A 24,962-nucleotide genomic window follows, 5' to 3' on the forward strand; every position below is an offset into this window, starting at 1 on the left:
AACACAATGTCGGGCAAAGGCGCCAAACCTTCGGCAACCCGCGAGAAACGTCGGTTCAGCACTTGGCGCATGGCCGCATAATCATCGCCGGGCGTGATGCCTGCAATGTTGTAGCGGCGATAAAGCGAGTTCTGCATCTCGTGGTGTTTATAAACCACACACGAGGCTTGGGTGGCCTCCCCTGCTGTATGGCTGATATCGAAACATTCGATGTGCAGGGTATCAAGCTGGGCCTCATCCAGGTCCAGTTGCAGTGCTTCGGCCAGGGCTCGGGTACGGTCAGCGCGAGCGGTGGATTCGCTCAGCACACGGGCCAAGGCCAGGCCGGCATTCTTGGTGGCCTGCTCCAGCCAGATCTTGCGTACCCCTTGGGGGCGCACCACCACACGCGCCTTCACACCGGTTTGCTCAGCCAGCAATGGCATCAGGTCTGCATCGGGCAAAGCGTGCGAACAGACCAGAACCGGCGGCATGCGGCGCTCCAGATAGTGCTGGGCGATAAACGCGGCCAGCACATCGCTAGGGGTGTCATCGTTGATTTGGGTGGGGAAGAAAGCACGGTCACCCAAGTGACGGCCGCCACGCACCATGGCCAGGTTCACACAGAACTTACCACCGGCGTTCAGCACCACAATAATGTCTACGTCTTCCTTGCCTACCTGCTCCATGCTTTGCTGCTGCAGTACGGCGGACAGGGCTTTCATCTGGTCGCGCAAAATCGCTGCCTGCTCGAAATCCAGCGAGTCCGAAGCCTGCATCATGCGCTCTTGCAGCTCGCCCAGAATTTCAGAGGTATTCCCGTCCAGAAAGCTGATGGCGCGCTGCACATCCAGCTGATACTGCTCGGGCGCGATCAAGTTCACACAGGGGGCCGAACAGCGCCCGATCTGATGCAGCAAACAGGGACGGCTACGGTTGGCGTACACGCTGTCTTCACAGGTCCGCAAACGAAACACCCGTTGCAGGATCTGAATGGTTTCACGCACTGCCCAGGAGTTGGGATAAGGGCCGAAAAAATGCCCTTTTCCGCTGGTACTGCCCCGGTAATAGGCAATACGCGGCGCCTGGTGGGCGCTGATCATCAGGTAGGGGTAGGACTTGTCGTCCCGGAAAAGAATGTTGTAGCGCGGCCGCAGGCGCTTGATAAGGTTGTTTTCCAGCAGCAAGGCCTCGGCCTCGCTGCGGGTAACGGTTACCTCGATGCGCGCGACGCGCGCCACCATATGGGCAATACGGGGACTGCTCAGCGTTTTCTGGAAGTACGAGCTGACACGGCGCTTGAGATCACGCGCCTTGCCCACATACAGTACCTCGCCCTGTTCGTCGATGTGCCGGTACACGCCCGGCAGATTCGGCAAATCAGACAGATAGGATTTTAGATTGAAGTCCGCGGGCATATTGATAGTGTTCATCCGCTTGCAAAGCGTCCCAATCCAGGGCTGGCGTCGTCGGCATCAAACGACGAATGCGGTTTTGCGATTCCTCGGAAATCGTGAAATCCAGGCGCGAGAGCAAGTCGTCGGCCAGATCAGGACGATTGCATACCAGCACCATGTCGCAACCGGCCCCCAAGGCGGCCTGAGCACGTGCCAGGATATCGCCCACGACAGTGGCGCCTTCCATGGTCAGGTCGTCGGAAAAAATCACGCCGTCATAAGCCAGGGCCTTGCGCAGCACACGCTGAATCCAGTATGACGAAAAGCCGGCTGGCAGCGGGTCCACTTTGGAATAAATCACGTGAGCAGGCATCACCGAAGGTAGCTGCAAGGTGCCCAGCCAGCCGTAAGGAGCAGCATCCTCGTCCAGAATCTCTTCCAGCGTACGATCGTCAACGGGAATCTCGTGATGCGAATCTGCCTCTACACCGCCATGGCCAGGAAAGTGCTTGCCGCAGGCAGCCATACCGGCCTTGTTCAAACCACGGATCAAGCCGGCTGCCAACATGGAGACGGCACGGGGATTACGGTGGAAAGAGCGATCACCAATCACCTTGCTGACACCCCAGTCCAGATCCAGTACCGGCGTAAAGCTCATGTCCACGCCGCAAGCGCGCAGCTCGGCCGCCAGCACATAGCCCGTATCGGCGGCAACAGCAGCGGCCTTGACCGCATCGCGCGTCCACAGTTGACCCAACTGGCTCATGGCGGGCAGCGTGGTAAAGCCATCCTCGCGGAAACGCTGTACCCGCCCCCCCTCGTGGTCCACGGCGATCAGCAAAGGCTCATCCCGCGCTTCGTGAATGGACTGGCACAGGGCGGTCAGCTGAGCACGATTTTCAAAGTTGCGGCTGAACAGGATCACGCCACCGACCAGAGGGTGGCGCAGGCGCTCACGCTCCTGATCCGTCAGGACCATGCCCTGCACGTCCACCATGACCGGGCCCGGAGGCAGCACTGCTTGCGAGGAAGAACTCATTTAGTATCAGACTCAGCTAAGGATAAGGAAGGAATGGCAGGCGCTTTGGCTTCCAGCACCACAAAGGCCATGGCCATATCGGATTCATCTGTCAGGGAAATATGAACGGCCCCGAAGCGGGCGTCAAACCAGTCTTGCAACTCAGCAGACAGGCGCACTACCGGGCGGCCACCAGGCGCGTTCAAAGTTTGCATGCGTGACCAGGCCATAGGCATGCGCATGCCCAGCCCCACCGCTTTGGAAAAAGCTTCCTTGGCTGCGAAACGGGTGGCCAGATAGCGCAGGCCGCGCACCGGGTCGCGTGCCTGACGGCGGGCATAGACCTCTCGCTCCTGCTCGCCCAGAATGCGCTTTACAAAGCGATCACCATGACGAGCCAAGGCGCGCTCGATCCGCTCGATACGGATCAGGTCGGTGCCGATGCCGGCAATCAAACCGGACGGTATTGGGGGCATGATGTCATCAGAAAAAATACTGCAAAAGCGGCCTGAGCCGCCTACCAGCTTGCAATGATACCGTGAGAGCGCGGAATACAAAAACGGCCCTGCCAGAGCAGAGCCGTTTTTTTGACGTCAATCCGCCAGACTTAGAACGCGCGCTTGTCGATCACACGTTTGGCTTTGCCCGTCACAGTACGCTCGACCATGCCGGAGGACTGCACACGAATTCGTGCGCTGACACCGATAAAGGTCTTGATGGAGTGGCTCAGACGACGGGCCATTTGCTCGCGCTCGGCGTCGTTCAGGTGATTGAACTCGGGACGCACTTCAACCAGAATTTCCAGTTCGTCCATATTGCCGTTACGGCTCAATACCAACTGATACTGGGCGGCCAGCTCGGGCATCTTCAGAACCAGTTCTTCGACCTGGGTCGGGAACAGGTTCACGCCACGCACAATGACCATATCGTCGCTGCGGCCCGTAATCTTGCCAATACGGCGCATGCTGCGCGAAGTGGGCGGCAACAGTTGTGTCAGGTCGCGAGTGCGGTAGCGAATGACGGGCATGGCTTCCTTGCTCAGCGAGGTAAAGACCAGTTCACCACTTTCACCCTCAGCCACAGGCTCGCCGGTTTCAGGGTTGATGATTTCGGGGTAGAAATGGTCTTCCCATACCACTGGGCCGTCCTTGCTTTCCACACACTCCATGGCCACGCCCGGGCCCATCACTTCGGACAGACCGTAGATGTCCACGGCGTCAATGCCAGCGCGCTGCTCAATATCCAGACGCATCTGGCCGGTCCAGGGCTCGGCACCAAAAATACCGATACGCAAGGAAGTGTCGCGTGGGTCCATCCCCTGACGCTCGATCTCTTCGACGATATTGCAGAAGTACGAAGGGGTAACCAGAATCACGTCGGGACGGAAATCCTGAATCAACTGAACTTGTTTTTCAGTCTGACCACCGGACATGGGAACCACAGTACAACCCAGGCGCTCGGCACCGTAGTGCGCACCCAGACCGCCAGTGAACAGGCCGTAGCCGTAAGCCACGTGGGCAATATCACCGGGGCGGGCACCGGCCGCCCACATGGAACGGGCAAACAGATCGGCCCAGGTGGAGATGTCATTGGCGGTATAGCCCACCACGGTTGGCTTGCCCGTGGTGCCACTGGAAGCATGCACGCGTGCTACCTGTTCACGGGGAACCGCAAACATCTTGAAGGGGTAGTTGTCACGCAGGTCCTGCTTGGTCGTGAAAGGGAACTTGGAAATGTCCGACAACTGCTTCAAATCGTCGGGGTGCACGCCCGCTTCGTCAAATTTCTGCCGATAGTGCGGCACATTCTCGTAAGCATGCTTTAGCGTCCATTTCAGACGCTCCAGCTGCAAGTTGCGGATTTCGTCAACACTTGCATGCTCAATGGCATCGCGGCCAACCTGTTCTTTAATTGCTGTCATGGTGTACTCCTGCCCTGCCGCTGGTGTGGTACTTCCGACCCCCCCGGGTCTACAGGGTATGTATCGTCAAAAAATTATTTTTTTTCAATCCCGCCCAGTACCGTGCCATTCAGCCGGTACGAGCGCCCACGGAACAAGGCAACGCGCTTGTTGTTCTGGTTGACCACCTCGATGTCATACACCCCGGTGCGACCGGCCAGGGAGGCCTCGACCGCACGAGCGGTCAGGACGTCCCCTTCAAAGGCAGGAGCCAGGTAATCGATAGTGCAGCCGGACGCAACAGTCGGTGCATTGCGAGAATTGCAGGCAAACGCAAAGGTGCTGTCAGCCAACGCAAAAATGAAACCACCGTGACAGGTCTTGTGCCCGTTGAGCATGTCGGCGCGCACCGTCATGCTCATGTCGGCCTTGCCCGGTGCCACGCTATCCAGGCTCAGGCCCAAAGCCTGAGATGCCTGGTCATTGCCATACATATGGTCACTGACCTGCTCGGCCAGTGCTTGTGGGTCTTCAACAGCCATTGCGTTGCTTTGCATTACTTTCCTTTAAATTGGGGGGCACGCTTGCCCAGGAATGCATTAACACCCTCGCGGTAATCCTCGGATGCACCCAGTTCACGCATCAAGTCGCGCTCCAGATCCAACTGTTGATCAAGCGAATGGGCATCACTGGCATAAATCGCTTTCTTGGCGTATGCCAGACCTTTGGTCGGTGCCTGCGCAAAATGGGCAGCCAGTTCGTTCAGGCGAGCCTGGAAAGCGTCATCGTCCACGCATTCCCAGATCAGGCCCCACTGCGCTGCCTGCTCGGCCGAGAGCTTGTCACCCAGCAAAGACAGGCCCATCGCGCGTGCCGTGCCCACCAGACGAGGCAGGAAGAAGGTACCGCCAGTGTCAGGCAGCAAGCCCAGGCGGCAGAATGGCTGGATGAAGCTGGCCGAACGAGTGGCGATCACGATGTCGCCGGCCAGAGCCAGGTTCGCGCCAGCACCGGCGGCCACACCATTGACACCCACCACCACAGGGGCCGCCAGCGCACGCAGACGGCGCACCAGCGGTGCGTAGAATTTTTCAATGGTGGCACCCAGATCCACGGGGGCATCGCCCGCGCTCATCTGACGCTCGGACAGGTCCTGGCCGGCGCAAAAGCCACGGCCATTACCGGTCAGAATCAGCACACGCAGATCCGCGCACTGTTCTACTTTATCCAGAGCCTGAGCCAGCTCGCCGTGCATATCGGCCGTGAAGCTGTTGAGCTTGTCGGGACGATTCAAGGTAATGCGTGCTACGCCATTTTCCAGCTGAAATTGAATACTTTGGTCAGTCACCTGGCCACCCTCCTTTAGAAATGCCAGCGAGTCTGAACGACGCGGAAGCGGTTAGCAACGTAGGCCGAATCCGACAGAGATGCGTTGGCAGCCGGGTTGGCGCCGGTGCCGTGGAAGTCGCTATAGGCTGCGGTCTGGTTGATGAACACAGCGCCGGTCAGGTTCAGGGACAGGGATACGCCGGAACGCTCGGCCATGCGCTGAATCTTGGCGGTCACGGCATCGTCGGTGCTGTAAGCCGACAAGGTCAGTGCGCCGTGCTCGATCACGTTGCGACCTGCCACTTCAATGCTTTGCTCGGTCGAATCGGTTTGCACCACAAAAACGATGGGGCCGAACCATTCTTGTTGAATCTCGGGCTGATCCACACGGGCCTGCAAGACCAGCGGTGTACGTACGCGGGCACCGGGGAATGCGGGGTGTTCCAGCGTCTGGCTATCAGCCAGGATAGGCATGCCCAATTGGCGAGCCTGATCAATACGCTGTGCGCAGGCTTCGTTTTGCACGGCACCCGTAATTTCAACGGCACGGGCCGGATCGGACACCAGCTTTTGCACTGCCTGGGCCAGACCTTGAGCCACTTCGTCAAAGCTCATCACGCCATCGGCAGTACGGATACCGTCACGAGGCACGTAAATGTTTTGAGGGGCGGTACACATCTGGCCGGAGTACAGCGCAAAGGAGAACGCCAGGTTGCGGGCAACCGCCTTGAAATCCTCAACCGAATCAATAATGACCTGGTTCACACCGGCTTTTTCGGTGTAGACCAAGGCATGGCGAGCATTTTCTTCCAACCAGTTACCGTTCTGGCTGCTGCCGGTAAAGTCGATCAGCTTGACGGCCTTGTTCAGTGCCAGTTGCTGGGCGGTGTCTTCCGATGGCTCGTGAGCGGCCAGCAAGACCACATTAGGATTGAAGCCGGCTTCGGCCAGCACTTCGCGGGCGACAGCAACGGTAATGGCCAGAGGCAGAATCGCGCCAGGGTGCGGCTTCACAATTACGGTGTTACCGGTTGCCAGCGAGGCAAACAGACCGGGGTAACCGTTCCAGGTCGGGAAGGTGGAGCAACCAATCACCAGACCAATGCCACGGGGCACGACTTTGAACTGTTTCTTCATCTGGATAGGATCGTGCTTGCCCTGGGGCTTGATCCAGTCAACCAGACCGGGGATACGGGACATTTCCTGCCAGGCATAGGCCACGGCTTCCAGCGCACGTTCCTGAGCGTGAGGGCCACCGGCCTGGAAGGCCATCATGAAGCCCTGACCCGTGGTGTGCTGCACAGCGTGAGCGATCTCGAAGCTGCGCTGATTCAAGCGATGCAGGATTTCCAGACAAATACCCACCCAGGCTTGCGGGCCAGCATCGCGCCAGCTGTCCAACGCCAGTTGCGACTGAGCCAGCAATTGGTCCACCGGCACTTTGGGGTAGCTAATGCCCAGATCAAAACCAAAAGGCGATTGCTCGTTGCCGACTTCACCTTGTGCGCCTTCCAGCGTCAAGGGAAAGGCTTTGCCACGGTAGGCTTCAAAAGCAGCCTGACCATCCTGAGCCGCGGTTTCACCGTAGGCGCGCGGGCTGGGATTTTCAGGATAAGCGCTCCAGAAGTTGCGCTCCAGAATACTGCTCAAAGCCTGATCCAGCGTTGCCTGATGCGTCTTGAAAAAATCTGCTGCCATACAATGTGCTCCTGAAACTAGTAGGACGCCAAGCTGGGAAGCTGGCGTCCAGATTCTTGAAAAACCGCTATTTTGCTGCGGTCTTAGGTTTCCTGATCGAAGTCAATCACCACCCGGTCGGTAACCGGAAAGCTTTGGCAACTGAGCACGAAACCGCGGGCTACTTCGTAATCTTCCAATGCAAAGTTGGCGTCCATGTCCACTTCGCCCTCTACCACTTTGCAACGGCAGGTAGAACAAACCCCACCTTTACAGGAGTAAGGCAATTCCAGCCCTTGCTCCAGTGCCGCGTCCAGAATGCTGCTGTTGCTTTTGCTGATAGTCAGGTTGCGGGTAATGCCGTCCTGAATCACGGTCAGCTCGCACTCTTCCTTGCCCGGAGCCTTGCGAGACTCTTCGCCCGTACGCAGTGCACGTGGGCCTTTGGGGGCGCCGAACAGCTCGAACTTGATCTGGGATTTTTCCAGGCCGTTTTCCTGCAAGGCAGCAACCACCTGCTCGCTCATGTCCTGGGGACCACACACAAAGGCCACGTCCACACTGGCTGGATCAAACCATTGCTGCATCAGCTGACGCACTTTTTCGCCATCCAGACGGCCGTTGAACAGGTCGATATCCTGCGTTTCCCGGCTCATGATATACACGATGGAGAAACGTTCCATATAGGTGTTTTTCAGGTCCTCGATCTCTTCGCGGAACATGATGGCCGAGGAAGCACGGTTACCGAAAAACAGCGTGAAAGTGGACTTGGGCTCGGTATCCAGCGCGGTTTTTACCAGCGACAGAATCGGTGTAATGCCACTACCGACCGCAAAGGCGGCGTAACGGTGGGCCTGGCTGGGATCAAAGTCCACGGTGAAGTTGCCATCAGGCGGCATCACTTCCAGGGTGGCGCCCGCTTCCAGATGACTATTGGCCCAGGTGGAGAAAGCGCCATCATTCACACGCTTGATCGCCACGCGCAGCAACCGATCGTGCGGAGCCGCACAGATCGAGTAGGAGCGGCGCAATTCCTGGCCATCCAGGTGAGTGCGCAAGGTCAGGTACTGACCGGGACGAAACTGAAACACATCCTGCAAATCCTCGGGCACGGTAAAGGCCACCACCACGGCGTCGCGGGTGCTGCGGGAGACCGAAGCCACAGGAAGAGAATAAAACTGACTCATAGGACTAATGCGCCTTAAAGTAATCGAATGGTTCACCGCAGCTGATGCAGCGATACAGCGCTTTACAGGGTGTGGAGCCAAACTGGCTGATCACCCGTGTATGCGTGGAGCCGCATTGAGGACAGGCCACCACGGGCGCCTCGGGCTGACGCAGCAAACCAGAAATATCAACCGCACTTTGGGCCGGAGGAGCGATACCGTAGTCGCGCAAGGCCAGCTTGCCCTGCTCGCTCATCCAATCGGTCGTCCAGGCCGGTGACAACTTGGTATCCACCCGAACCTGCTCGATACCGGCCTGTTGCAAGGCCTGTTCAATCGAGTGGCTCATCTCGTACATCGCCGGACAACCGGAGTAGGTCGGTGTGATGGTGACCACACACACGTCCTGCTCCCAACTCACGTCACGCACAATGCCCAGGTCCAGCAGGGAGATCACGGGGATCTCCGGGTCTGGAACCGTGGCCAGCACTTGCATGACCTGCTCGGTGCTCCAGGTCTGTGTCATGGCGATCACCAAGTGGCGTCAGGATACATACGTGGCAGGTGCTGCATTTCTGCCAACAGAAACCCTAACGCTTCCGTGTGACGGCCTTGCGGACCACCACGGTAGGCCTTGTGCTGAGCATCCTGCTCGGCCGGGCAACGCAAGGTGGCGCGCTCCAGCGCATTCTGGATGTACTCCAGGCAAGGCTGCCACAGGCTGGCCATCAACGGCACAGCCTGACGCTGAGCCAGTTCCTCGGTGACCTCGTCATCCAGGAACAGCTCACCCAGGTAGAACCAGGCATCATCAATGGCTTTTTGCATGCGCTTGTGGCTTTCCGGGGTGCCATCACCCAGGCGCACGATCAAGTCGGTCGAGCGGCGCAGGTGATACAGCGCTTCTTTATGTGCCTTCTGGGCAATCTCGCGAATCTGCTCGTCGCTGGATTCGATCAACTGCTCCAGCAGGAAGCAATGCCAGGCATCAAACAGGAACTGACGTGCCAGCGTGTCGCCGTAGTGACCATTCTCGCGCTCCACCAACAAGTAGTTGGTGTACTCGTGGACGTCTCGGTGATAGGCAAGACGATCTTCGTCCCGGCCCTGACCTTCGGTCTCACCTGCCAGTGTCAGCCACATACGGGCCTGACCCAGCAAGTCCAGTGCCGTATTGGCACAGGCCAGTTCTTCTTCCAGAGCCGGGCCGTGGCCAGTCCACTCACCCAGGCGCTGAGCCAGCACCAGGGTGGAATCGCCCATGCGCAGGGCGTAGGAAAACAAAGCTTTGTCCATACCAGTTCCTACATATTGATGCCGTCAGGCATGGGGAAAAACGTAGGGTGACGGTAGACCTTGGTGTTGGATGGCTCGAACAGCGGGCCTTTGTCACCAGGGCTGGAAGCAGCGATATCGGCTGCACGTACGACCCAGATGCTCACGCCTTCGTTACGGCGGGTGTACACATCACGGGCATTGTTAATGGCCATTTCGGCGTCCGGAGCATGCAGGCTGCCTACGTGCTTGTGGGCCAAGCCATGCTGGCTGCGAATGAAAACTTCCCACAGGGGCCAATCGTTCTTGCTCATAACTGAAAATTCCTTGCTGTGCAGCGGCGCTGTCAAAGCGCCTGCTGCGAATCGGATCGAATCAGAAACCGTGCTGGTTTCCTGGCCTTCTTGATCAGGCCACCTTGCGGACGGCTTCCTGCTTTTGGGCATGTGCATCCAGTGCATCACGGAACCAGGCGCCGTTCTCGTGGGCCTGGACTCGGGCTTCGAGTCGCTCACGATTACAGGGACCATTGCCCTTGATCACCGCCCAGAATTCTTCCCAGTCGATCTCGCCAAAGTCGTAGTGACCGCGCTCTTCGTTCCAGCGCAGATCAGGGTCAGGAATGGTCAGACCCAGGTACTCGGCCTGAGGCACGGTCTGGTCCACCATCTTCTGGCGCAGTTCGTCGTTGGAGAACAGCTTGATCTTCCACTGCATGGACTGGGCGCTGTTGGTGGAGTCAGCATCCGAAGGACCGAACATCATCAAGGCAGGCCACCACCAGCGGTTGATGGAGTCCTGAACCATGGCCTTTTGCTCCGGCGTACCGTGCAGACACATCTGAATCAGCAGGTCGTAACCCTGGCGCTGGTGGAAAGACTCTTCCTTGCACACGCGCACCATGGCGCGGGCATAAGGACCGTAGGAGCAGCGGCACAGCGGAATCTGGTTGATGATGGCCGAGCCATCGACCAGCCAGCCGATCATGCCGATATCGGCCCAGTTCAATGTTGGATAGTTAAAAATACTGGAGTACTTGGCTTTGCCCGACAGCAGATCGTCGACCAGCTTGTCACGGCTTACGCCCAGCGTTTCGGCCGCGCTGTACAGGTACAGACCGTGACCGGCCTCGTCCTGCACCTTGGCCATCAAGATGGCTTTGCGCTTGAGCGAAGGGGCGCGAGTAATCCAGTTACCTTCGGGCAGCATCCCGACAACCTCGGAGTGCGCGTGCTGAGAAATCTGGCGAACCAAGGTTTTGCGATAGGCTTCGGGCATCCAGTCCCTGGCTTCGATGCGGACACCCTCATCGATGCGCTCTTGGAACCGACGCTCTTCGTCGGACATCTGCTCGATATCCTGGACCTGCTTGACGCCTGTCTCTACAAGTTGTGCATACATGACCATCCCCGGTAAGAGTGCAGAAAGCGCCCAAACAAATTTGTTTCGACGCAAACCATATACACTTCATTATTTAATACGAAAAATGTGATGTCAATCGCAAAACCGTATCATATGGCCTTGAAGCAGATACTTTAAGGGTAAATACTTAGACGTAAAAAAACCGAGGTGCGACAAATCGCTATCCTCGGTTTTGATCCTGCCAATGTGTCCCCGCCTACAGCTGCAGCACGCTCACGAACCGTGCTGGGACCCGCATCCCTTCCGCCCTGCCTGCCCTTCCCGTTTACAGACGGATGAAGTGCTCGCGGTAGTGTTTCAGCTCGTCAATGGACTCGTAAATATCAGCCAAGGCCTCGTGGCGGCTTTGCTTGACGAAACTTTTAACCACTTCAGGCTTCCAACGCAAAGCCAGTTCTTTCAGAGTGCTGACATCCAGATTGCGATAGTGGAAGAAAGCCTCCAGACGAGGCATGTAGCGGTACATGAAACGACGGTCCTGGCTGATGGTGTTGCCACACAGGGGCGACTTGCCGGCCGGTACGTGCTCTTTCAGGAATTCCAGCAACTGATCCTCGGCTTGCGCTTCGGTCAGGGTAGAAGCTTTGACCTTGTCGATCAGGCCGCTACGGCCATGCGTACCCTTGTTCCAGGCGTCCATGCCATCGAGCAATGCATTGCTTTGATGAACCACCAGAACCGGGCCTTCCGCCACCAGAGTCAAGTCTGCTTCTGTTACCACGACCGCAACTTCGATGATGCGCTCTTTGTCCGGATCCAGTCCTGTCATCTCCATATCGAGCCAGACCAGACGCTGTGTATGAACCGCCATATAATCATTCCTCAAAACGCCCATTTTACATATAGCCGCCTACATGCTGACTTTGTTGTTCATTATCTTTCTGCTTGCAGACGTTTTGCTGCGCTTTTATTTAGGCCTGCGGCAGATCCGGCACGTTTATCGTCATCAGAACGAGGTGCCGGCCGAGTTTTCCGAACGCATTGGCCTGCATAGCCATCAACGTGCGGCACGCTACACCATCGCACGCACCCGGCTGGGTTTAAGCGAGCGTCTGGTAGAGGCCCTGGTCTTGCTGGGCTTTACGCTGCTGGGCGGTCTGCAATGGCTGGATGTCACGCTGGGCAACTGGATCAGTCATGAACTGCTGCGTCAGCTAACCCTGATTGGCGCTGTCCTGGCGATTATGGGTGTCGTGGGCCTGCCTTTTGCCTGGTATCGCAAGTTTGTACTGGAAGCGCGCTTTGGTTTTAACCGCATGAAGCCTGCCCTGTTCTTTGCCGATACCGCAAAAACTCTGATCATCGTCCTGATTCTGGGTACACCCTTGTGTGCCGCCCTGCTCAGCCTGATGGATTGGGCCGGCCCGTCCTGGCCCTGGTACGGCTGGGGTCTGTGGCTGGTTTTCAATCTGCTGGTGCTGTGGCTGTACCCGCGCGTTATCGCCCCTATTTTCAATACCTTCAAACCACTGGAAGATGCCAGCCTGCGTGAACGCATCAATGCCCTGGCGCAACGTTGCGGCTTTCAAACCAACGGCTTGTATGTGATGGATGGCTCGCGCCGCTCCGCCCATGGCAATGCGTACTTCACCGGCCTGGGTCGCCAAAAGCGCATCGTGTTTTTTGATACCTTGCTGAACAAGCTGCAGCCCGAAGAAGTAGAAGCCGTGCTGGCGCATGAGCTGGGCCACTTCAAGCATCGCCATATCCAGCGCCGTCTGCTGATCAGCGTATTCACATCCCTGATCTTTTTTCTGCTGGCCGGCTGGGCCTGGGGCAAGGTGGGCTTTTATACCGGGCTGGGCGTGATTCCCCAGTTAGGTCGCCCCAACGACGCCCTGGCCCTGATCCTGTTCTTTATGGTGGTGCCTACCTTCACCTTCTGGATGGGCCCCTTGAGCGCCCTGCTCTCGCGCCGGGACGAATATCAGGCCGACAGCTTTGCCGCCCAGCACAGCCAGGCCCAGGACTTGATCAGCGCCTTGCTCAAGCTCTATAACGACAATGCCGCAACCTTGACGCCCGACCCTATGCACTCTGCCTTTTACGATAGCCACCCCAACGCGATTGATCGCATTCGACACCTGAAAAGCCTGGCATGACATCTAAATACCTTAGCGGTCTGGTGACCGCCGCCCATGGTCGTCACTACTTTGTCGAACTGCCTGATGGCGAAACGATCAAGTGCTTCCCTCGTGGAAAAAAAGCCGGGATTGCGGTTGGCGATCAAGTCGATGTGTTGATGCAGGCCAAAGGGGAAGGCTCTATTGAGGCGGTGCAAGAAAGGCGCAATCTGCTATATCGCTCTGACGACTTCCGCACCAAGCAGTTTGCCGCCAATATTGATCAGCTTCTGATTGTGGTGGCACCAGAACCCGTTTACTCCGAAGACTTGCTGGGACGCGCCCTGGTCGCGGCCTGGAGTGTGGATATTGAGCCGGTGATTATTCTGAACAAGGCCGATCTGAGCACCCACCTGGAACGGGCACGCACCAAGCTGGCCCCTATCGCCGCCCTGGGCGTCCCTATTCTGGAAATGGTGGCGCTGGAGCCAGAACAGACACGGGAAGCCCTGGCTCCCTGGCTGGCGAACAAGCGCACATTGCTGCTGGGGCAAAGTGGCATGGGTAAATCCACCCTGCTCAATGCTCTGGTCCCGGATGCCGGCGCACTGACCCAGGAATACTCGCAAGCCTTGGGTGCGGGCCGACACACGACCACCAGCACCCGCCTGTATCACCTGCCCAATAGCGGCGACCTGATCGACAGCCCCGGCTTCCAGGCCTTTGGCCTGTCGCATATGACACAGGAAGATATTGCGCACGGCTTCCCCGATTTCCGAAAAGCGGTGGAGTCTTGCCGCTTTTATAACTGCACCCACAGGCATGAACCGGGCTGTGGCGTGCTGGCGGCCATCGAAGCCGGCAGCATTCACCCTGAACGGCACGCGCTATACCAGCGTTTGCTGGCCGAGCACGAAAACAAGCCACGTTATTAGGGGAACAAGGGGCAAAGCAAAATGCCCCTTTTTTGTGAAGGCGGAATACGCTGCAAAGCGCCCGCCTGTCAGACCTGATTACAGGCTTTTGGCGTGAGTGTCTCCACCGGCAGACAACTGCACCCAGGCAGCCGACAAGTGGTGGTAAAGATTACGGATCAAGACCGCCGTGGCACCCCAGATAAAGTAGGGCCCCCAAGGGATGGAGAAGTAGTAACGCCCTGCCCCGTCCGGCAAATCGGCGTGATGCAATTGATGACGCTGCGGGTCCAGCAGGACCGACAAGGGCACTTCAAAGACCTCGGCCACTTCAGAGCTATCGGGCAACACCTGAAAACCCTCTTGCAGCTCGCCAATAATGGGGCGCATCGCAAACTGGGTACTGGTGACAAAAATAGGATGCTGACCCAGATAACGCACAAAGCGCGGCTCGATGCCGATCTCTTCCTGGGTTTCACGCAAGGCGGCTTCGACCGGCCCCAGATCCGAGGCTTCAATACGTCCGCCGGGAAAACTGATCTGCCCTGCATGATTGTGCAAGTGCATGGCCCGACGCGTAAAAATAACGGTGGGCCCTTCGGGGCGCTGCATCACACCAATACAGACGGCGGAGCGCACATTCATGGAACCGGGCAAAAACTCTGGATAAAAGGAGCTGCGAAACAAAGGCTCGACCTGCCACTGTATGGGCTGGGCAAAAGCGCTACGTAGAAAATCCAGTTGCTGGGCCTGAGCAGGCAATTCAGGCAAAGAGTCTAATGCAACCAGAGGCTGGCTGCGAGGGTCGAATCCAGGAACGATAACGGGCCTGATACGAGGCTTATCCATAAGAACTGGTATGTGATCCCACATAAAAACAAAGGCACCCGCCTGGGTGCCTTTGCATCGCTGTTCGCTTGGGAATTAGTTACCCGAACGACGAACGAGTTTTTCTTTGATGCGAGCGGCTTTACCCGAGCGATCGCGCAGATAGTACAGTTTAGCACGACGCACAGCGCCACGACGCTTGACTTCGATGCTGGCGATCTGAGGGGAATACAGCTGGAATGTACGCTCAACAGCTTCGCCCGAAGAAATCTTGCGAACGATGAAAGAAGAGTTCAGACCACGATTGCGACGGCCGATAACCACGCCTTCGTAAGCCTGGACACGCTTACGCGTACCTTCAACCACGTTTACGTTCACAACAACAGTGTCACCAGGACCGAACTCGGGAGGCAGCTTGCCACCGGTCAGGCGCTGGATTTCTTCTTGCTCAAGAATAGCGATCAAATCCACGATTGACTCCAAAACCATCGTATCAGCCGCACACATTATAAAAATCGCGCTGACAGAGGATGAAAAAATGATTAGCCCATGATTCTATCAGCAAAAAGCCTGAATTACCAAGCTTTTTGACTGATCGGGGCTTCGTTTCCCGGCGTTTAACTACGCTAAAATACGACACTTTGGGCACGATGCCCCCGTATTAAACGCAGCAAAGGCGGAAATTTACTCGATTCGCCCTCCCCTTGGCAAAAAGGGGCCGACCTTATCAAAGGACACAGTCTATGCATGCTGAATACAAAGTCCCTGGCGGCAAGCTGGTCGTGATCGATCTGGATGTCAAAGATCATATGATCGAACAAGCACGATTGAGCGGCGACTTTTTTCTGGAACCTCCCGAAGCACTGGGCCTGATCAATCAAGCCCTGCAGGGCCTGTCCGTCAACAGCAGTGCTGAAGAAATTGCGGCTCATGTTAGCCGCGCCCTGCCTGCCGACATCGAAATGTTCGGTCTGGACCCGCAGGCCATTGGCGTGGTCGTGCGGAGGGCCTTGGCATGATGAGCTGGAACGAGTTGCCCTGGGAACTGGTCCATATGGAGCCGCAACCCGCTGCCCTGCATATGGCCCTGGATGAAATCATCACCCAGGAAGTCAGTGAAGGCACCCGCGCCCCCACCCTGCGCATCTGGGAGTGGCAAGAAGCGGCAGTGGTGATTGGGCGTTTCCAGTCCCTGCGCAATGAAATTGAAGCCGAGGCAGCTGCCCGTCACGGTATACGCGTCGTGCGCCGTATCAGTGGCGGTGGTGCCATGTTCATCGAGCCAGGCAACACCATAACGTATTCGCTTAGCGTACCCAAGCAGTTTGTAGCCGGCATGACGTTTCAGGAGTCCTACGAGTTTCTGGATTCCTGGGTGATCGAAGCCCTACGGGAAATTGGTATTGATGCCTGGTACCAACCGCTGAACGACATTACCAGTGCTGGTGGAAAAATTGGCGGCGCCGCACAAGCACGCCGTGGCAATGCTGTATTGCACCATGTGACCATGGCCTACGATATTGATGCTGACAAGATGCTGGAAGTCCTGCGCATCGGTAAGGAAAAACTCTCGGACAAAGGCACCACCAGCGCCAAGAAACGCGTGGACCCTATCCGCAGTCAAACCGGCATGAGCCGCGAGGCTGTGATTGAAGCCATGCTGGACGTGTTCCGCAAAAAGACGGCACTTCAACCCCGCACACTGGAAACACCCACACTGGAGCAGGCCGAAAAACTGGCACGGGACCGTTTCCTGTCAAACGACTGGACACAACTGGTGCCCTGATCGCCCCTTGGAACAGCACAAGGGCGTGGCCTTAAAACCCGCCCATGCTGCCCAACCACAACAAGCCAGGAATACTGGCACCCCACACGGCAACCAAACACACATCCATGACCTTGGCCTTGAAAGACAGAGGCTTGGTGAACGGACTGGACGAGGCTGCGGAACGGACTGGGCCACGGAAACGAGGAGTGGCTTGAGGACGGTAATGACGGCTTGGACTGAGCATGGCTAACTCCGATTACTGTTTTCTTATACAGTACTGTACTTAAAACCAGCTTTTAGTGCAATTAGTACCTGCGCGAATGTTGCGCCTTGTCCACTGATGCGCTGAACCCCAGTCCTGAAGCCAGCTGCAGTCAATTTCTTACCAGGCTTGGCTTGCCTGCCCTCTCCCCTCCGCAGCTGGAAAACTGTGATTACCCCGTGGTTTTATACAGTAGTTCTATGCCGTAATTGTGATCCCCAGAAACCCTTGAAAAAACACCAGGACATGCGCTGAGCCCAAGCGAGAGCTGCCTACCTGGAAAGGCTGTACCCATAAAAAAGCCCTCGTGCCATAAGCAGGAGGGCTTTTTGTCTGAGCCTAAAGACCAAGTGGCAATTACTTGTTAGGCTGAGGCGTCACACGCAGGTAAGGACGGATCTCGGTGTAGCCTTTGGGGAATTTCTGCTTCAGAACTTCCGGATCTTTCAGGCTGGGAACGATGATCACGTCGTCGCCGTCTTCCCAGTTCACTGGCGTGGCCACGCTGTGGCTGTCGGTCAGTTGCAGGGAATCGATCACGCGCAGGATCTCGTTGAAGTTGCGGCCCGTGCTGGCTGGGTAAGTGATGATCAGACGCACTTTCTTGGCCGGGTCGATGATGAACACCGAACGCACAGTCACGGTGGTGCTGGCGTTGGGGTGAATCATATCGTACAGATCCGACACCTTGCGGTCAGCATCAGCCAGGATGGGGAAGTTAACGGTGGTTTTTTGTGTTTCGTTGATGTCATCAATCCACTTGCCGTGGGAATCAACGTCGTCAACGGAAACGGCAATCACTTTCACGCCGCGCTTGGCGAACTCGTCCGCCAGTTTGGCGGTGTAACCCAGTTCGGTGGTGCACACAGGCGTAAAGTCGGCTGGGTGGGAGAACAGAACGCCCCAGCTATTACCCAAGAACTCGTGAAACTTGATGGTGCCAGCGGAGGATTTTTGTTCAAAATCAGGGGCCAGGTCACCCAGACGAAGTGTAGCCATTACGTTCCTCTTTTCGAAATGCAGCCGCGATCAGGAGATCACCGACTTAAATAATCAGGACTAGTCAGATGATTTTGTCAGTATAAAGAGCACGTTTCAAATAATTAAACGTTATATCAATATACCCAAAAAAGGCCCGGCAGCCAAAGAAGCGGCGCGGGCCTTTATGCCTTGGGGCTGATCGAGTTACAGCAGCTCAGTCGACAGGTAAGGAGTCAGCTCCACACCATCCGCTACGGACTGTGCCAAGGCACCGGCACGTGGCAGCAAGTGGCTGGCAAAGAACACGCTGGTCGAGAGCTTGCGGCGCAGGAATGGATCCTGGCTGCCTTCGCTCAATGCTTTCTCCGCAGCCAAAGCGGCACGGGCCATCTGCCAGCCAGTCAGCACATAGCCGGACAGCATCAAGAATGGCACGCTGCCCAGGAACACGGCAGGCAGGTCTTTCTGAGCGTTCATCAAGGTGAACATGGCAGCGCGTTCCACGCTCTTCACTCCGGCTTCCAGACGATCGGCGATCAAGGTCAACGCCGCTTTGTGATCACCGCCTTGAGCCGCACGCTCACGCAGCTTGGCAACAGTTGCACCCAACTCGGGAGCCAAGCCCTGGATCACAGCACCGGCGTCACGCAGAACCTTGCGACCGATGAAGTCATTGGCCTGAATCGCGGTTGTCCCTTCGTAGATAGGCAGAATGCGCGAGTCACGGTAATGCTGGGCCGCACCAGTTTCCTCGATAAAGCCCATACCACCGTGCACCTGCACGCCCAGGGAAGTCACTTCCAGGGACATTTCAGTGCTGAAACCCTTGACCACAGGCACCAGGAATTCGTACAGAGCCTGGTAGCGCTTGCGGGCATTTTCGTCAGCACTGTGACGCGCCTTGTCGTTCACACCGGCAGCAAAGTAAGCCAAGGCACGGGAGCCTTCTGTCAGGGCACGCATTTGCACCAGCATGCGCTGCACGTCGGGGTGATGGGCAATCGACACAGCCTTGCCGCCAGTCAGAGGCGCACCCTGTACACGCTCGTTGGCGTATTCAAGAGCCTGCTGGAATGCACGTTCGGCCACGGCGATACCTTGCACGCCCACCGCGTAACGGGCCGCGTTCATCATGATGAACATGTACTTCAGGCCTTCGTTTTCCTTGCCGACCAGGTAGCCGACGGCACCCTCGCCCACCTCACCCTTGCCTGAGCCGTACAGCAGCACAGCGGTTGGGCTACCGTGGATGCCCAGCTTGTGCTCCAGCGAAGCACACCAGACGTCGTTACGGGCGCCCAGGGAGCCATCGTCGTTCACCATGAACTTGGGCACGATGAAAAGCGAGATCCCTTTCACACCGGCAGGTGCATCAGGCGTACGGGCCAGCACCAGATGGACGATGTTCTCGGCCATATCGTGCTCACCGTAGGTGATGAAAATCTTTTGACCGCTGATGCGGTAGCTGCCATCATCCTGAGGAACAGCACGGCTGGCAACCTGGGCCAGATCCGAACCGGCCTGAGGCTCGGTCAAGTTCATGGTGCCGGTCCAGCGGCCTTCCAGCAAGGGAGGCAGGAAACGTTGTTTCTGTTCTTCCGAGCCAACCATGGACACGGCTTCGATCACGCCGTCGGTCAGCAACGGACACAGGGAAAAAGCCAGGTTGGCAGCATTGATATTTTCACATGCCACGGCGCCGATCAGCTTGGGCAAGCCTTGGCCACCCAGTTCGGCTTCGTGCTGCAAACCCTGCCAGCCAGCTTTTGCAAATTCTTCAAAGGCTTTCTTGAAGCCGGGTGTGGTGGTGACCACACCATCATTCCACTTGGCGCCATTCTGATCACCGGCGCGGTTCAAAGGTGCTACTTCCTGCTCAACGAAGCGGGCGTTCTCATCAATAATGGCATCGATCAACTCGGCCGAGAAATCCTCAAAGCCAGGCAATTCCAGCACACCAGGTAGATCAGCCAGCTCTGTAAGTGCAAAGCGGATGTCTTGGGTGGGTACACGATACGTCATGAACACTCCTACACAGAAACAAAAAGGACCGAAGCCACAATCAGGCCCCTAGGATATACGCACTGAAAAAAAGCCTGCTGGAGAAGTCCCCAGCAGGCCGATGGGCGCTTAGAGCGCTTTTTCTAACTCAGGCACAGCTTCAAACAGATCCGCGACCAAACCGTAGTCGGCCACGCCAAAAATAGGCGCTTCGGGATCTTTGTTGATCGCCACGATAACCTTGGAGTCTTTCATGCCAGCCAAGTGCTGGATGGCACCGGAAATACCCACGGCCACGTATAGCTGAGGAGCCACGATCTTGCCTGTCTGCCCCACCTGCCAGTCGTTCGGAGCATAGCCGGCGTCCACTGCAGCGCGCGAAGCACCCAGTGCCGCGCCCAGCTTGTCAGCCAGACCGTCCAGCAATTTGAAGTTTTCGGCGCTGCCCATACCGCGACCACCGGACACGACCACACCGGCACCCGCCAGCTCAGGACGGTCGCTCTTGGCCACTTCACGGCTGACGAACGTAGAACGGCCCGAATCAGCCACGGCGCTCAGCTCTTCAACAGCGGCACTACCACCCTCAGCGGCCACAGCGTCAAAGGCGGTGGTACGCACGGTGATCACTTTAACGGCATCGCTGGACTGAACGGTCGCCACAGCATTACCGGCATAAATAGGACGGGTGAAGGTATCCGCCGACTCCACGGACAAAATGTCCGACACTTGGGCAACATCCAGCTTGGCCGCAACGCGAGGGGCAATGTTCTTGCCCGAAGCGGTTGCCGGGAACAGGATGTGGCTGTAATTGGAGGCGATGGCCAGCACTTGGGCAGCCACGTTCTCGGCCAGGCCTTCAGCCAATGCAGGGCCATCGGCCAACAGGACCTTGCTGACACCCTGAGCCTTGGCAGCCGCCTGGGCCACGCCAGCAGCCTGGTAGCCTGCGACCAGAACATGCACATCACCGCCGATCTTCTGAGCGGCAGCCAGGGCGTTGAGCGTTGCAGCCTTCAGCTGCTGATTGTCGTGCTCGGCAATAACAAGGATAGCCATTTAAATCACCTTCGCTTCGTTCTTCAGTTTCTCGACCAGTGTGGCAACATCGGGCACCATAATGCCGGCAGCACGAGCTGGAGGCTCAGTCACTTTCAGAGTTTTGATACGAGGAGCCACATCAATGCCCAGCTCTTCGGGAGTCAAGGTTTCCAAAGGCTTTTTCTTGGCCTTCATGATGTTGGGCAGTGTCACGTAACGAGGCTCGTTCAGGCGCAGGTCGGTGGTGATCACAGCGGGCAGGCTCAGTTTCAGTGTTTCCAGACCGCCGTCCACTTCACGAGTGACCGACACGCTGTCGCCCGAAACTTCAACTTTGCTGGCAAAAGTGGCTTGTGGCCAGTCCAGCAAGGCAGCCAGCATCTGACCAGTCTGGTTGGCGTCATCGTCGATCGCCTGTTTGCCCAGAATCACGAGCTGAGGCTGTTCTTTGTCCACCACGGCCTTGATCAGCTTGGCCACGGCCAAAGGCTGCAACTCAGCATCGGTTTGCACCAGGGTGGCCCGATCCGCACCAATGGCCAAAGCCGTGCGCAGCGTCTCCTGGCTTTGTGCAACGCCGCAAGAAAGAGCGATCACTTCAGTGGCTGCACCGCTTTCTTTGAGGCGAGTGGCCTCTTCGACAGCGATTTCGTCAAAGGGGTTCATGGACATTTTCACATTGGCAATGTCCACCCCGGTTTGGTCAGATTTCACGCGCACCTTGACGTTATAGTCAACTACGCGTTTCACGGGTACTAACACCTTCATGTAATGTTCTCCAGTGCAGTCTTAAATAAAAATTATTCTGTTGAAATAAGGCTTTAGAAGAATTCCAAAGCCCGAAGCCACTCGCCTAAAGCCCGGCGAAGGCCTTGATGTGAGCCACCACGCTGCGCCCCAAGGACGAGGGATCGTACCCCCCTTCCAGCATACTGACCAGACGTTGTCCGGCACTAGGCGCACTGGCCTGGACCACCATAGCGGTCAATTCCGCATAATCGGCCTCAACCAAGCTGAGCTGTCCCATTTCATCTTCACGGTGGGCATCAAAGCCGGCCGAGAAAAAGACAATTTCAGGGGCAAACGCCTCTATGCGGGGCAAACAAACCTGTTTGAACAGATCGATAATCTGAGCAGACTTGGTGTAGGCCTCAACCGGTATATTTACCATGTTTTGCGCCGCCGGGTCCTGAAAGGAATCAGGAAAAAACGGGGACTGAAAGAAACTGCACATCAGAACCCGCTCGTCGCCGGCAAAAATCTGCTCGGTTCCATTGCCGTGGTGCACATCAAAATCCACGATCAGCACACGCTTGAGGCCATATTTTTCCATCGCATAGGCCACGGCCACAGCGATATTGTTAAAAAAACAAAACCCCATCGCCCGCGCCCGCTCGGCATGATGACCGGGAGGTCGTACCGCACAAAATGCGCCCGTCGCCCCTTCGTTCATGACGCCATCGACTGCATCCAGGCCCGCTCCGGCAGCGGCATAGGCTGCTTCCAGAGTGTGCGGATTCATCAAGGTGTCCGGATCGATATTGAAATACCCCTGCTGCGGCAATTGCTCTTTGAGCTTTTGCACATAAGCGGCATCGTGTACCCGCAAGATATCCTCATCCGTCGCCAGCCTTGCCTGTCGCTGAGCCAGATAGGATGCCAGACCGCTTGATAGCAGTTGATCGTTTATGGCATCCAGTCGCTGCGGACTTTCCGGATGCCATCGGCCCATCTCATGCAAATGGCATGATGGATGGATAAAATATAGTGTCTCCATGAGGATGGATTATGTTCAGACCCACTCGAATTTTGCAAGCAGTACTGATCGCGCTGAGCACTGCCGGCTGCGCCACAACCACATCCCAAGCTCCGACCACGGACACCAAGCCCAGCAGCGGCGCGGCTTTCCAGACCTCGGCAAAAAAAACCGGCACCGTCGAAATCAAGGCTTTGGCCGAACCCGCGTCCATTCAGGCCGGTGAATCTCGCTCTGGTCGGACACAATTTTTTAAATTAAACGGTGAATTAAACGATGACATTGCGAGCTACGCCCAGGAAGTGGCGACAGTACGCAAGATCCCGCTGGATGTCGTCACCGATATGTTGCAGCAAGCTCAATATAACGAGACCGCCGCCAAATTAATGCGCCCCACCAAAGGGCGCATCAAGCGCAGTTGGGTAACGTATAAAAAGCGCAATGTAGACCCGGCCCGCATTCAAGGTGGCGTCCAGTTCTGGCAAAAACATCGCCTGGCCTTGGACCAGATTTCCAAAGACTATGGTGTACCGCCCTCTATTATTGTGGCCATCCTGGGCGTGGAAACCGTCTACGGCAAAATCATGGGCGACTTCAAAGTGCTGGATGCCTTGTTTACGCTGGGCTTTGCCTATCCGGATGACAGCCGTCCCGAGCGTGGCCAGTTGTTCCGCGATCAATTAGCGGACCTGATCGAATTGCATTATCAAGGCGAGCTGGACGCACGTATTGTTCAAGGCTCGTTCGCAGGCGCTATGGGTATGTCCCAGTTCATGCCCGGCAGCTTGATACGCTATGCCGTCGATGGCGATGGAGATGGCCGTATTGATCTGCGCAATAACCCAGCCGATGCCATGGCGTCGATTGCCAACTTCTTGCGTGCACACGGCTGGGAACCCGGCCTGCCGGTTTTCGCTCCGGTCGAATTGAGCAACGCAAGTAAAGCGATGGTGGACGGCGGCATTTATCCCAAACTTAGTTGGGCACAATTGAATAATGCCGGTGCGACGGTGAAAGGTCAGAGCCAGAACGCAGGCCCCTGGCAGCAGGCTCAATTAGGTGTAGTGAACCTGGTGGACGAGCCACGCAATACCACCGAGTATCGCCTGGGCACGCCCAACTTCTTTGCCATTACCCATTACAACCGCAGTTACTTTTATGCCAGCTCGGTCGCCGATCTGGCTTCCGAACTGGCCAAACAAATGGGCTATGGCAACCCTAATTAATTAAAGATGCCGGTAGACAGGTAACGGTCGCCACGGTCGCACACAATGAACACGATCGTGGCGTTTTCTACGCGCTGAGCAACGCGCATGGCAGCCACCAAGGCACCGCCGGACGAAATACCGGCACAGATCCCCTCTTCAGCGGCCATACGGCGCGTCATGATCTCGGCCTCTTGCTGGCCAATTTCCTCGAACATATCCACTTTGGAGGGATCGTAAATTTTGGGCAGATACTCTTCTGGCCATTTACGAATGCCGGCAATTTGCGCCCCTGGTGCAGGCTGAGCCCCCACCACCACTATGCCGCTGTTCTGGCTGCGCAAGTAATTACCCACCCCCATGATGGTGCCCGTCGTGCCCATGGCGCTGACAAAGTGAGTGACCTGACCATCGGTTTGCTGCCAGATTTCCGGGCCGGTGCTATGCACGTGCGCCGCTGGATTATCCTTGTTGGCAAACTGATCCAGCACCTTGCCCTGCCCTTCAGCCTGCATCTTCAACGCCAGATCACGGGCATATTCCATACCGCCTTGATCCGCAGGCGTCAGAATCAACTTCGCGCCATAGGCTGTCATGGAAGCACGACGTTCCAGCGACAGGTTATCGGGCATGATCAAAATCATTTTGTAGCCACGCACGGCCGCAATCATGGCCAGGGCAATACCAGTATTGCCACTGGTGGCCTCGATCAAGGTGTCTCCCGGCTTGATATCACCGCGGCGCTCGGCCTCCTGAATCATGGAACTGGCAGCACGGTCTTTCACCGAACCGGCAGGGTTATTGCCTTCCAGCTTGGCCAACACAACATTACCGCGTGCCTGCCCAAACTCGCCTGGAATACGCTGCAAGCGAACCAAGGGGGTTTGGCCAACGGTATCTTCAATGGTGGGATAGTTTTTCATCGATCAATCTCTTACCTTGAGCAAGAAGGCAGCCAGCTCGTACTGACTGCCCATGCA

General features: G+C 56.9%; 27 protein-coding genes. 5 read left to right on the forward strand and 22 right to left on the reverse strand.

Features of this window, described 5'->3' with window-relative positions; all coding sequences use genetic code 11:
* The 13 genes from uvrC to orn all read right to left on the reverse strand — a co-directional run.
* Positions 1-1,397, reverse strand: a 1,397-nt coding sequence (gene uvrC, locus N879_RS07260; protein ID WP_022983269.1) for an excinuclease ABC subunit UvrC, incomplete at its 3' end; no start/stop codon positions are given.
* Entirely contained in the window at positions 1,360-2,415 is a 1,056-nt protein-coding gene (gene nagZ, locus N879_RS07265; RefSeq protein WP_009455966.1) for a beta-N-acetylhexosaminidase, read from the reverse strand. The genes nagZ and uvrC, both read right to left, overlap by 38 nt.
* Positions 2,412-2,870 carry a holo-ACP synthase gene (gene acpS / locus N879_RS07270; protein ID WP_022983270.1) on the reverse strand — a complete coding sequence of 153 codons (459 nt, stop codon included), beginning with the start codon at positions 2,868-2,870 and terminating at the stop codon, positions 2,412-2,414. Before acpS ends, nagZ begins: the two co-directional genes overlap by 4 nt.
* A gap of 131 nt (positions 2,871-3,001) precedes the next feature.
* Complete coding sequence (gene paaK / locus N879_RS07275; protein WP_009455971.1) at positions 3,002-4,315, reverse strand: phenylacetate--CoA ligase PaaK; 1,314 nt, start codon at positions 4,313-4,315, stop codon at positions 3,002-3,004.
* Between the two features lie 74 nt (positions 4,316-4,389).
* Complete coding sequence (gene paaI, locus N879_RS07280; RefSeq protein WP_009455979.1) at positions 4,390-4,851, reverse strand: hydroxyphenylacetyl-CoA thioesterase PaaI; 462 nt, start codon at positions 4,849-4,851, stop codon at positions 4,390-4,392.
* A complete protein-coding gene (gene paaG, locus N879_RS07285) occupies positions 4,851-5,642 on the reverse strand; it encodes a 2-(1,2-epoxy-1,2-dihydrophenyl)acetyl-CoA isomerase PaaG (RefSeq protein ID WP_009455980.1) in 792 nt (263 codons plus the stop codon). The genes paaI and paaG overlap by 1 nt, the downstream gene beginning before the upstream one ends.
* A 14-nt stretch (positions 5,643-5,656) precedes the next feature.
* Positions 5,657-7,321: a phenylacetic acid degradation protein PaaN gene (paaN, locus tag N879_RS07290; RefSeq protein WP_022983271.1), complete on the reverse strand. Its 1,665-nt coding sequence runs from the start codon at positions 7,319-7,321 to the stop codon at positions 5,657-5,659.
* Positions 7,322-7,404: 83 nt separating this feature from the next.
* A complete protein-coding gene (paaE, locus tag N879_RS07295; RefSeq protein ID WP_009455981.1) occupies positions 7,405-8,487 on the reverse strand; it encodes a 1,2-phenylacetyl-CoA epoxidase subunit PaaE in 1,083 nt (360 codons plus the stop codon).
* A 4-nt stretch (positions 8,488-8,491) separates the two neighbouring features.
* Positions 8,492-8,992 carry a 1,2-phenylacetyl-CoA epoxidase subunit PaaD gene (paaD, locus tag N879_RS07300; RefSeq protein WP_009455982.1) on the reverse strand — a complete coding sequence of 167 codons (501 nt, stop codon included), beginning with the start codon at positions 8,990-8,992 and terminating at the stop codon, positions 8,492-8,494.
* Positions 8,993-8,997: 5 nt separating this feature from the next.
* On the reverse strand, positions 8,998-9,762 hold the full coding sequence (paaC, locus tag N879_RS07305; RefSeq protein ID WP_009455983.1) for a 1,2-phenylacetyl-CoA epoxidase subunit PaaC: 765 nt from the start codon (positions 9,760-9,762) through the stop codon (positions 8,998-9,000).
* An 8-nt stretch (positions 9,763-9,770) separates the two neighbouring features.
* Positions 9,771-10,055: a 1,2-phenylacetyl-CoA epoxidase subunit PaaB gene (gene paaB, locus N879_RS07310; protein ID WP_003799192.1), complete on the reverse strand. Its 285-nt coding sequence runs from the start codon at positions 10,053-10,055 to the stop codon at positions 9,771-9,773.
* A gap of 94 nt (positions 10,056-10,149) precedes the next feature.
* Entirely contained in the window at positions 10,150-11,142 is a 993-nt protein-coding gene (gene paaA / locus N879_RS07315; RefSeq protein WP_009455984.1) for a 1,2-phenylacetyl-CoA epoxidase subunit PaaA, read from the reverse strand.
* 286 nt (positions 11,143-11,428) lie between these two features.
* Positions 11,429-11,974, reverse strand: coding sequence for an oligoribonuclease (gene orn, locus N879_RS07320; RefSeq protein ID WP_009455985.1), 546 nt, complete (start codon positions 11,972-11,974; stop codon positions 11,429-11,431).
* Between the two features lie 43 nt (positions 11,975-12,017).
* On the opposite strand from orn, the gene N879_RS07325 reads away from it, so the two are divergent.
* Together N879_RS07325 and rsgA are read left to right on the forward strand one after the other, a co-directional pair.
* Positions 12,018-13,265: a M48 family metallopeptidase gene (locus N879_RS07325; protein WP_009455986.1), complete on the forward strand. Its 1,248-nt coding sequence runs from the start codon at positions 12,018-12,020 to the stop codon at positions 13,263-13,265.
* Entirely contained in the window at positions 13,262-14,161 is a 900-nt protein-coding gene (rsgA, locus tag N879_RS07330) for a ribosome small subunit-dependent GTPase A (protein ID WP_009455987.1), read from the forward strand. Before N879_RS07325 ends, rsgA begins: the two co-directional genes overlap by 4 nt.
* A gap of 78 nt (positions 14,162-14,239) precedes the next feature.
* Here rsgA and N879_RS07335 read toward each other — a convergent pair whose 3' ends face one another.
* Positions 14,240-14,911 carry an NUDIX hydrolase gene (locus N879_RS07335; RefSeq protein ID WP_009455988.1) on the reverse strand — a complete coding sequence of 224 codons (672 nt, stop codon included), beginning with the start codon at positions 14,909-14,911 and terminating at the stop codon, positions 14,240-14,242.
* A gap of 153 nt (positions 14,912-15,064) precedes the next feature.
* Positions 15,065-15,439: a 50S ribosomal protein L19 gene (gene rplS / locus N879_RS07340; RefSeq protein WP_003799181.1), complete on the reverse strand. Its 375-nt coding sequence runs from the start codon at positions 15,437-15,439 to the stop codon at positions 15,065-15,067.
* Positions 15,440-15,711: 272 nt separating this feature from the next.
* On the opposite strand from rplS, the gene N879_RS07345 reads away from it, so the two are divergent.
* Together N879_RS07345 and N879_RS07350 are read left to right on the forward strand one after the other, a co-directional pair.
* Positions 15,712-15,987 (forward strand): biotin/lipoate A/B protein ligase, encoded by a 276-nt coding sequence (locus tag N879_RS07345; protein WP_022983275.1) that lies wholly within the window; start codon positions 15,712-15,714, stop codon positions 15,985-15,987.
* The gene (locus N879_RS07350) at positions 15,984-16,754 is read left to right on the forward strand and encodes a lipoate--protein ligase family protein (RefSeq protein WP_035272697.1); all 771 of its coding nucleotides are present in this window, start codon (positions 15,984-15,986) and stop codon (positions 16,752-16,754) included. Before N879_RS07345 ends, N879_RS07350 begins: the two co-directional genes overlap by 4 nt.
* A gap of 31 nt (positions 16,755-16,785) precedes the next feature.
* On the opposite strand, the gene N879_RS07355 is transcribed toward N879_RS07350, so the two are convergent.
* The 6 genes from N879_RS07355 to N879_RS07380 all read right to left on the reverse strand — a co-directional run bounded on the left by N879_RS07355 (position 16,786) and on the right by N879_RS07380 (position 22,798).
* Positions 16,786-16,980 (reverse strand): hypothetical protein, encoded by a 195-nt coding sequence (locus tag N879_RS07355; RefSeq protein WP_009455992.1) that lies wholly within the window; start codon positions 16,978-16,980, stop codon positions 16,786-16,788.
* A gap of 375 nt (positions 16,981-17,355) precedes the next feature.
* The gene (locus N879_RS07360; RefSeq protein ID WP_009455994.1) at positions 17,356-17,997 is read right to left on the reverse strand and encodes a peroxiredoxin; all 642 of its coding nucleotides are present in this window, start codon (positions 17,995-17,997) and stop codon (positions 17,356-17,358) included.
* Between the two features lie 186 nt (positions 17,998-18,183).
* Positions 18,184-20,001, reverse strand: a complete 1,818-nt coding sequence (locus tag N879_RS07365; protein ID WP_022983277.1) for an acyl-CoA dehydrogenase — start codon at positions 19,999-20,001, stop codon at positions 18,184-18,186.
* A gap of 108 nt (positions 20,002-20,109) precedes the next feature.
* Complete coding sequence (locus tag N879_RS07370; RefSeq protein ID WP_009455998.1) at positions 20,110-21,039, reverse strand: electron transfer flavoprotein subunit alpha/FixB family protein; 930 nt, start codon at positions 21,037-21,039, stop codon at positions 20,110-20,112.
* The gene (locus N879_RS07375) at positions 21,040-21,789 is read right to left on the reverse strand and encodes an electron transfer flavoprotein subunit beta/FixA family protein (protein ID WP_009456000.1); all 750 of its coding nucleotides are present in this window, start codon (positions 21,787-21,789) and stop codon (positions 21,040-21,042) included.
* Between the two features lie 85 nt (positions 21,790-21,874).
* Complete coding sequence (locus tag N879_RS07380) at positions 21,875-22,798, reverse strand: histone deacetylase family protein (protein WP_026482964.1); 924 nt, start codon at positions 22,796-22,798, stop codon at positions 21,875-21,877.
* Positions 22,799-22,809: 11 nt separating this feature from the next.
* On the opposite strand from N879_RS07380, the gene mltB reads away from it, so the two are divergent.
* Complete coding sequence (gene mltB / locus N879_RS07385; protein ID WP_009456004.1) at positions 22,810-24,003, forward strand: lytic murein transglycosylase B; 1,194 nt, start codon at positions 22,810-22,812, stop codon at positions 24,001-24,003.
* On the opposite strand, the gene cysM is transcribed toward mltB, so the two are convergent.
* A complete protein-coding gene (gene cysM / locus N879_RS07390) occupies positions 24,000-24,905 on the reverse strand; it encodes a cysteine synthase CysM (protein ID WP_009456005.1) in 906 nt (301 codons plus the stop codon). The genes mltB and cysM overlap by 4 nt on opposite strands.
* Between the last annotated feature and the right edge of the window lie 57 nt (positions 24,906-24,962).

Source organism: Alcaligenes sp. EGD-AK7, from assembly GCF_000465875.3.
GTDB classification, from domain to species: Bacteria; Pseudomonadota; Gammaproteobacteria; order Burkholderiales; family Burkholderiaceae_B; genus Alcaligenes; species Alcaligenes phenolicus.

What these genes read in the sequence shown, in the direction of transcription:
- nagZ (WP_009455966.1), bottom strand. Translation starts at nt 2,415, where the DNA reads ATGAGTTCTTCCTCGCAAGCAGTGCTGCCTCCGGGCCCGGTCATGGTG.
- acpS (WP_022983270.1), bottom strand. Translation starts at nt 2,870, where the DNA reads ATGCCCCCAATACCGTCCGGTTTGATTGCCGGCATCGGCACCGACCTG.
- paaK (WP_009455971.1), bottom strand. Translation starts at nt 4,315, where the DNA reads ATGACAGCAATTAAAGAACAGGTTGGCCGCGATGCCATTGAGCATGCA.
- paaI (WP_009455979.1), bottom strand. Translation starts at nt 4,851, where the DNA reads ATGCAAAGCAACGCAATGGCTGTTGAAGACCCACAAGCACTGGCCGAG.
- paaN (WP_022983271.1), bottom strand. Translation starts at nt 7,321, where the DNA reads ATGGCAGCAGATTTTTTCAAGACGCATCAGGCAACGCTGGATCAGGCT.
- paaE (WP_009455981.1), bottom strand. Translation starts at nt 8,487, where the DNA reads ATGAGTCAGTTTTATTCTCTTCCTGTGGCTTCGGTCTCCCGCAGCACC.
- paaD (WP_009455982.1), bottom strand. Translation starts at nt 8,992, where the DNA reads ATGACACAGACCTGGAGCACCGAGCAGGTCATGCAAGTGCTGGCCACG.
- paaC (WP_009455983.1), bottom strand. Translation starts at nt 9,762, where the DNA reads ATGGACAAAGCTTTGTTTTCCTACGCCCTGCGCATGGGCGATTCCACC.
- paaB (WP_003799192.1), bottom strand. Translation starts at nt 10,055, where the DNA reads ATGAGCAAGAACGATTGGCCCCTGTGGGAAGTTTTCATTCGCAGCCAG.
- paaA (WP_009455984.1), bottom strand. Translation starts at nt 11,142, where the DNA reads ATGTATGCACAACTTGTAGAGACAGGCGTCAAGCAGGTCCAGGATATC.
- orn (WP_009455985.1), bottom strand. Translation starts at nt 11,974, where the DNA reads ATGGCGGTTCATACACAGCGTCTGGTCTGGCTCGATATGGAGATGACA.
- N879_RS07325 (WP_009455986.1), top strand. Translation starts at nt 12,018, where the DNA reads ATGCTGACTTTGTTGTTCATTATCTTTCTGCTTGCAGACGTTTTGCTG.
- rsgA (WP_009455987.1), top strand. Translation starts at nt 13,262, where the DNA reads ATGACATCTAAATACCTTAGCGGTCTGGTGACCGCCGCCCATGGTCGT.
- N879_RS07345 (WP_022983275.1), top strand. Translation starts at nt 15,712, where the DNA reads ATGCATGCTGAATACAAAGTCCCTGGCGGCAAGCTGGTCGTGATCGAT.
- N879_RS07350 (WP_035272697.1), top strand. Translation starts at nt 15,984, where the DNA reads ATGATGAGCTGGAACGAGTTGCCCTGGGAACTGGTCCATATGGAGCCG.
- N879_RS07355 (WP_009455992.1), bottom strand. Translation starts at nt 16,980, where the DNA reads ATGCTCAGTCCAAGCCGTCATTACCGTCCTCAAGCCACTCCTCGTTTC.
- N879_RS07360 (WP_009455994.1), bottom strand. Translation starts at nt 17,997, where the DNA reads ATGGCTACACTTCGTCTGGGTGACCTGGCCCCTGATTTTGAACAAAAA.
- N879_RS07365 (WP_022983277.1), bottom strand. Translation starts at nt 20,001, where the DNA reads ATGACGTATCGTGTACCCACCCAAGACATCCGCTTTGCACTTACAGAG.
- N879_RS07370 (WP_009455998.1), bottom strand. Translation starts at nt 21,039, where the DNA reads ATGGCTATCCTTGTTATTGCCGAGCACGACAATCAGCAGCTGAAGGCT.
- N879_RS07375 (WP_009456000.1), bottom strand. Translation starts at nt 21,789, where the DNA reads ATGAAGGTGTTAGTACCCGTGAAACGCGTAGTTGACTATAACGTCAAG.
- N879_RS07380 (WP_026482964.1), bottom strand. Translation starts at nt 22,798, where the DNA reads ATGGAGACACTATATTTTATCCATCCATCATGCCATTTGCATGAGATG.
- mltB (WP_009456004.1), top strand. Translation starts at nt 22,810, where the DNA reads ATGTTCAGACCCACTCGAATTTTGCAAGCAGTACTGATCGCGCTGAGC.
- cysM (WP_009456005.1), bottom strand. Translation starts at nt 24,905, where the DNA reads ATGAAAAACTATCCCACCATTGAAGATACCGTTGGCCAAACCCCCTTG.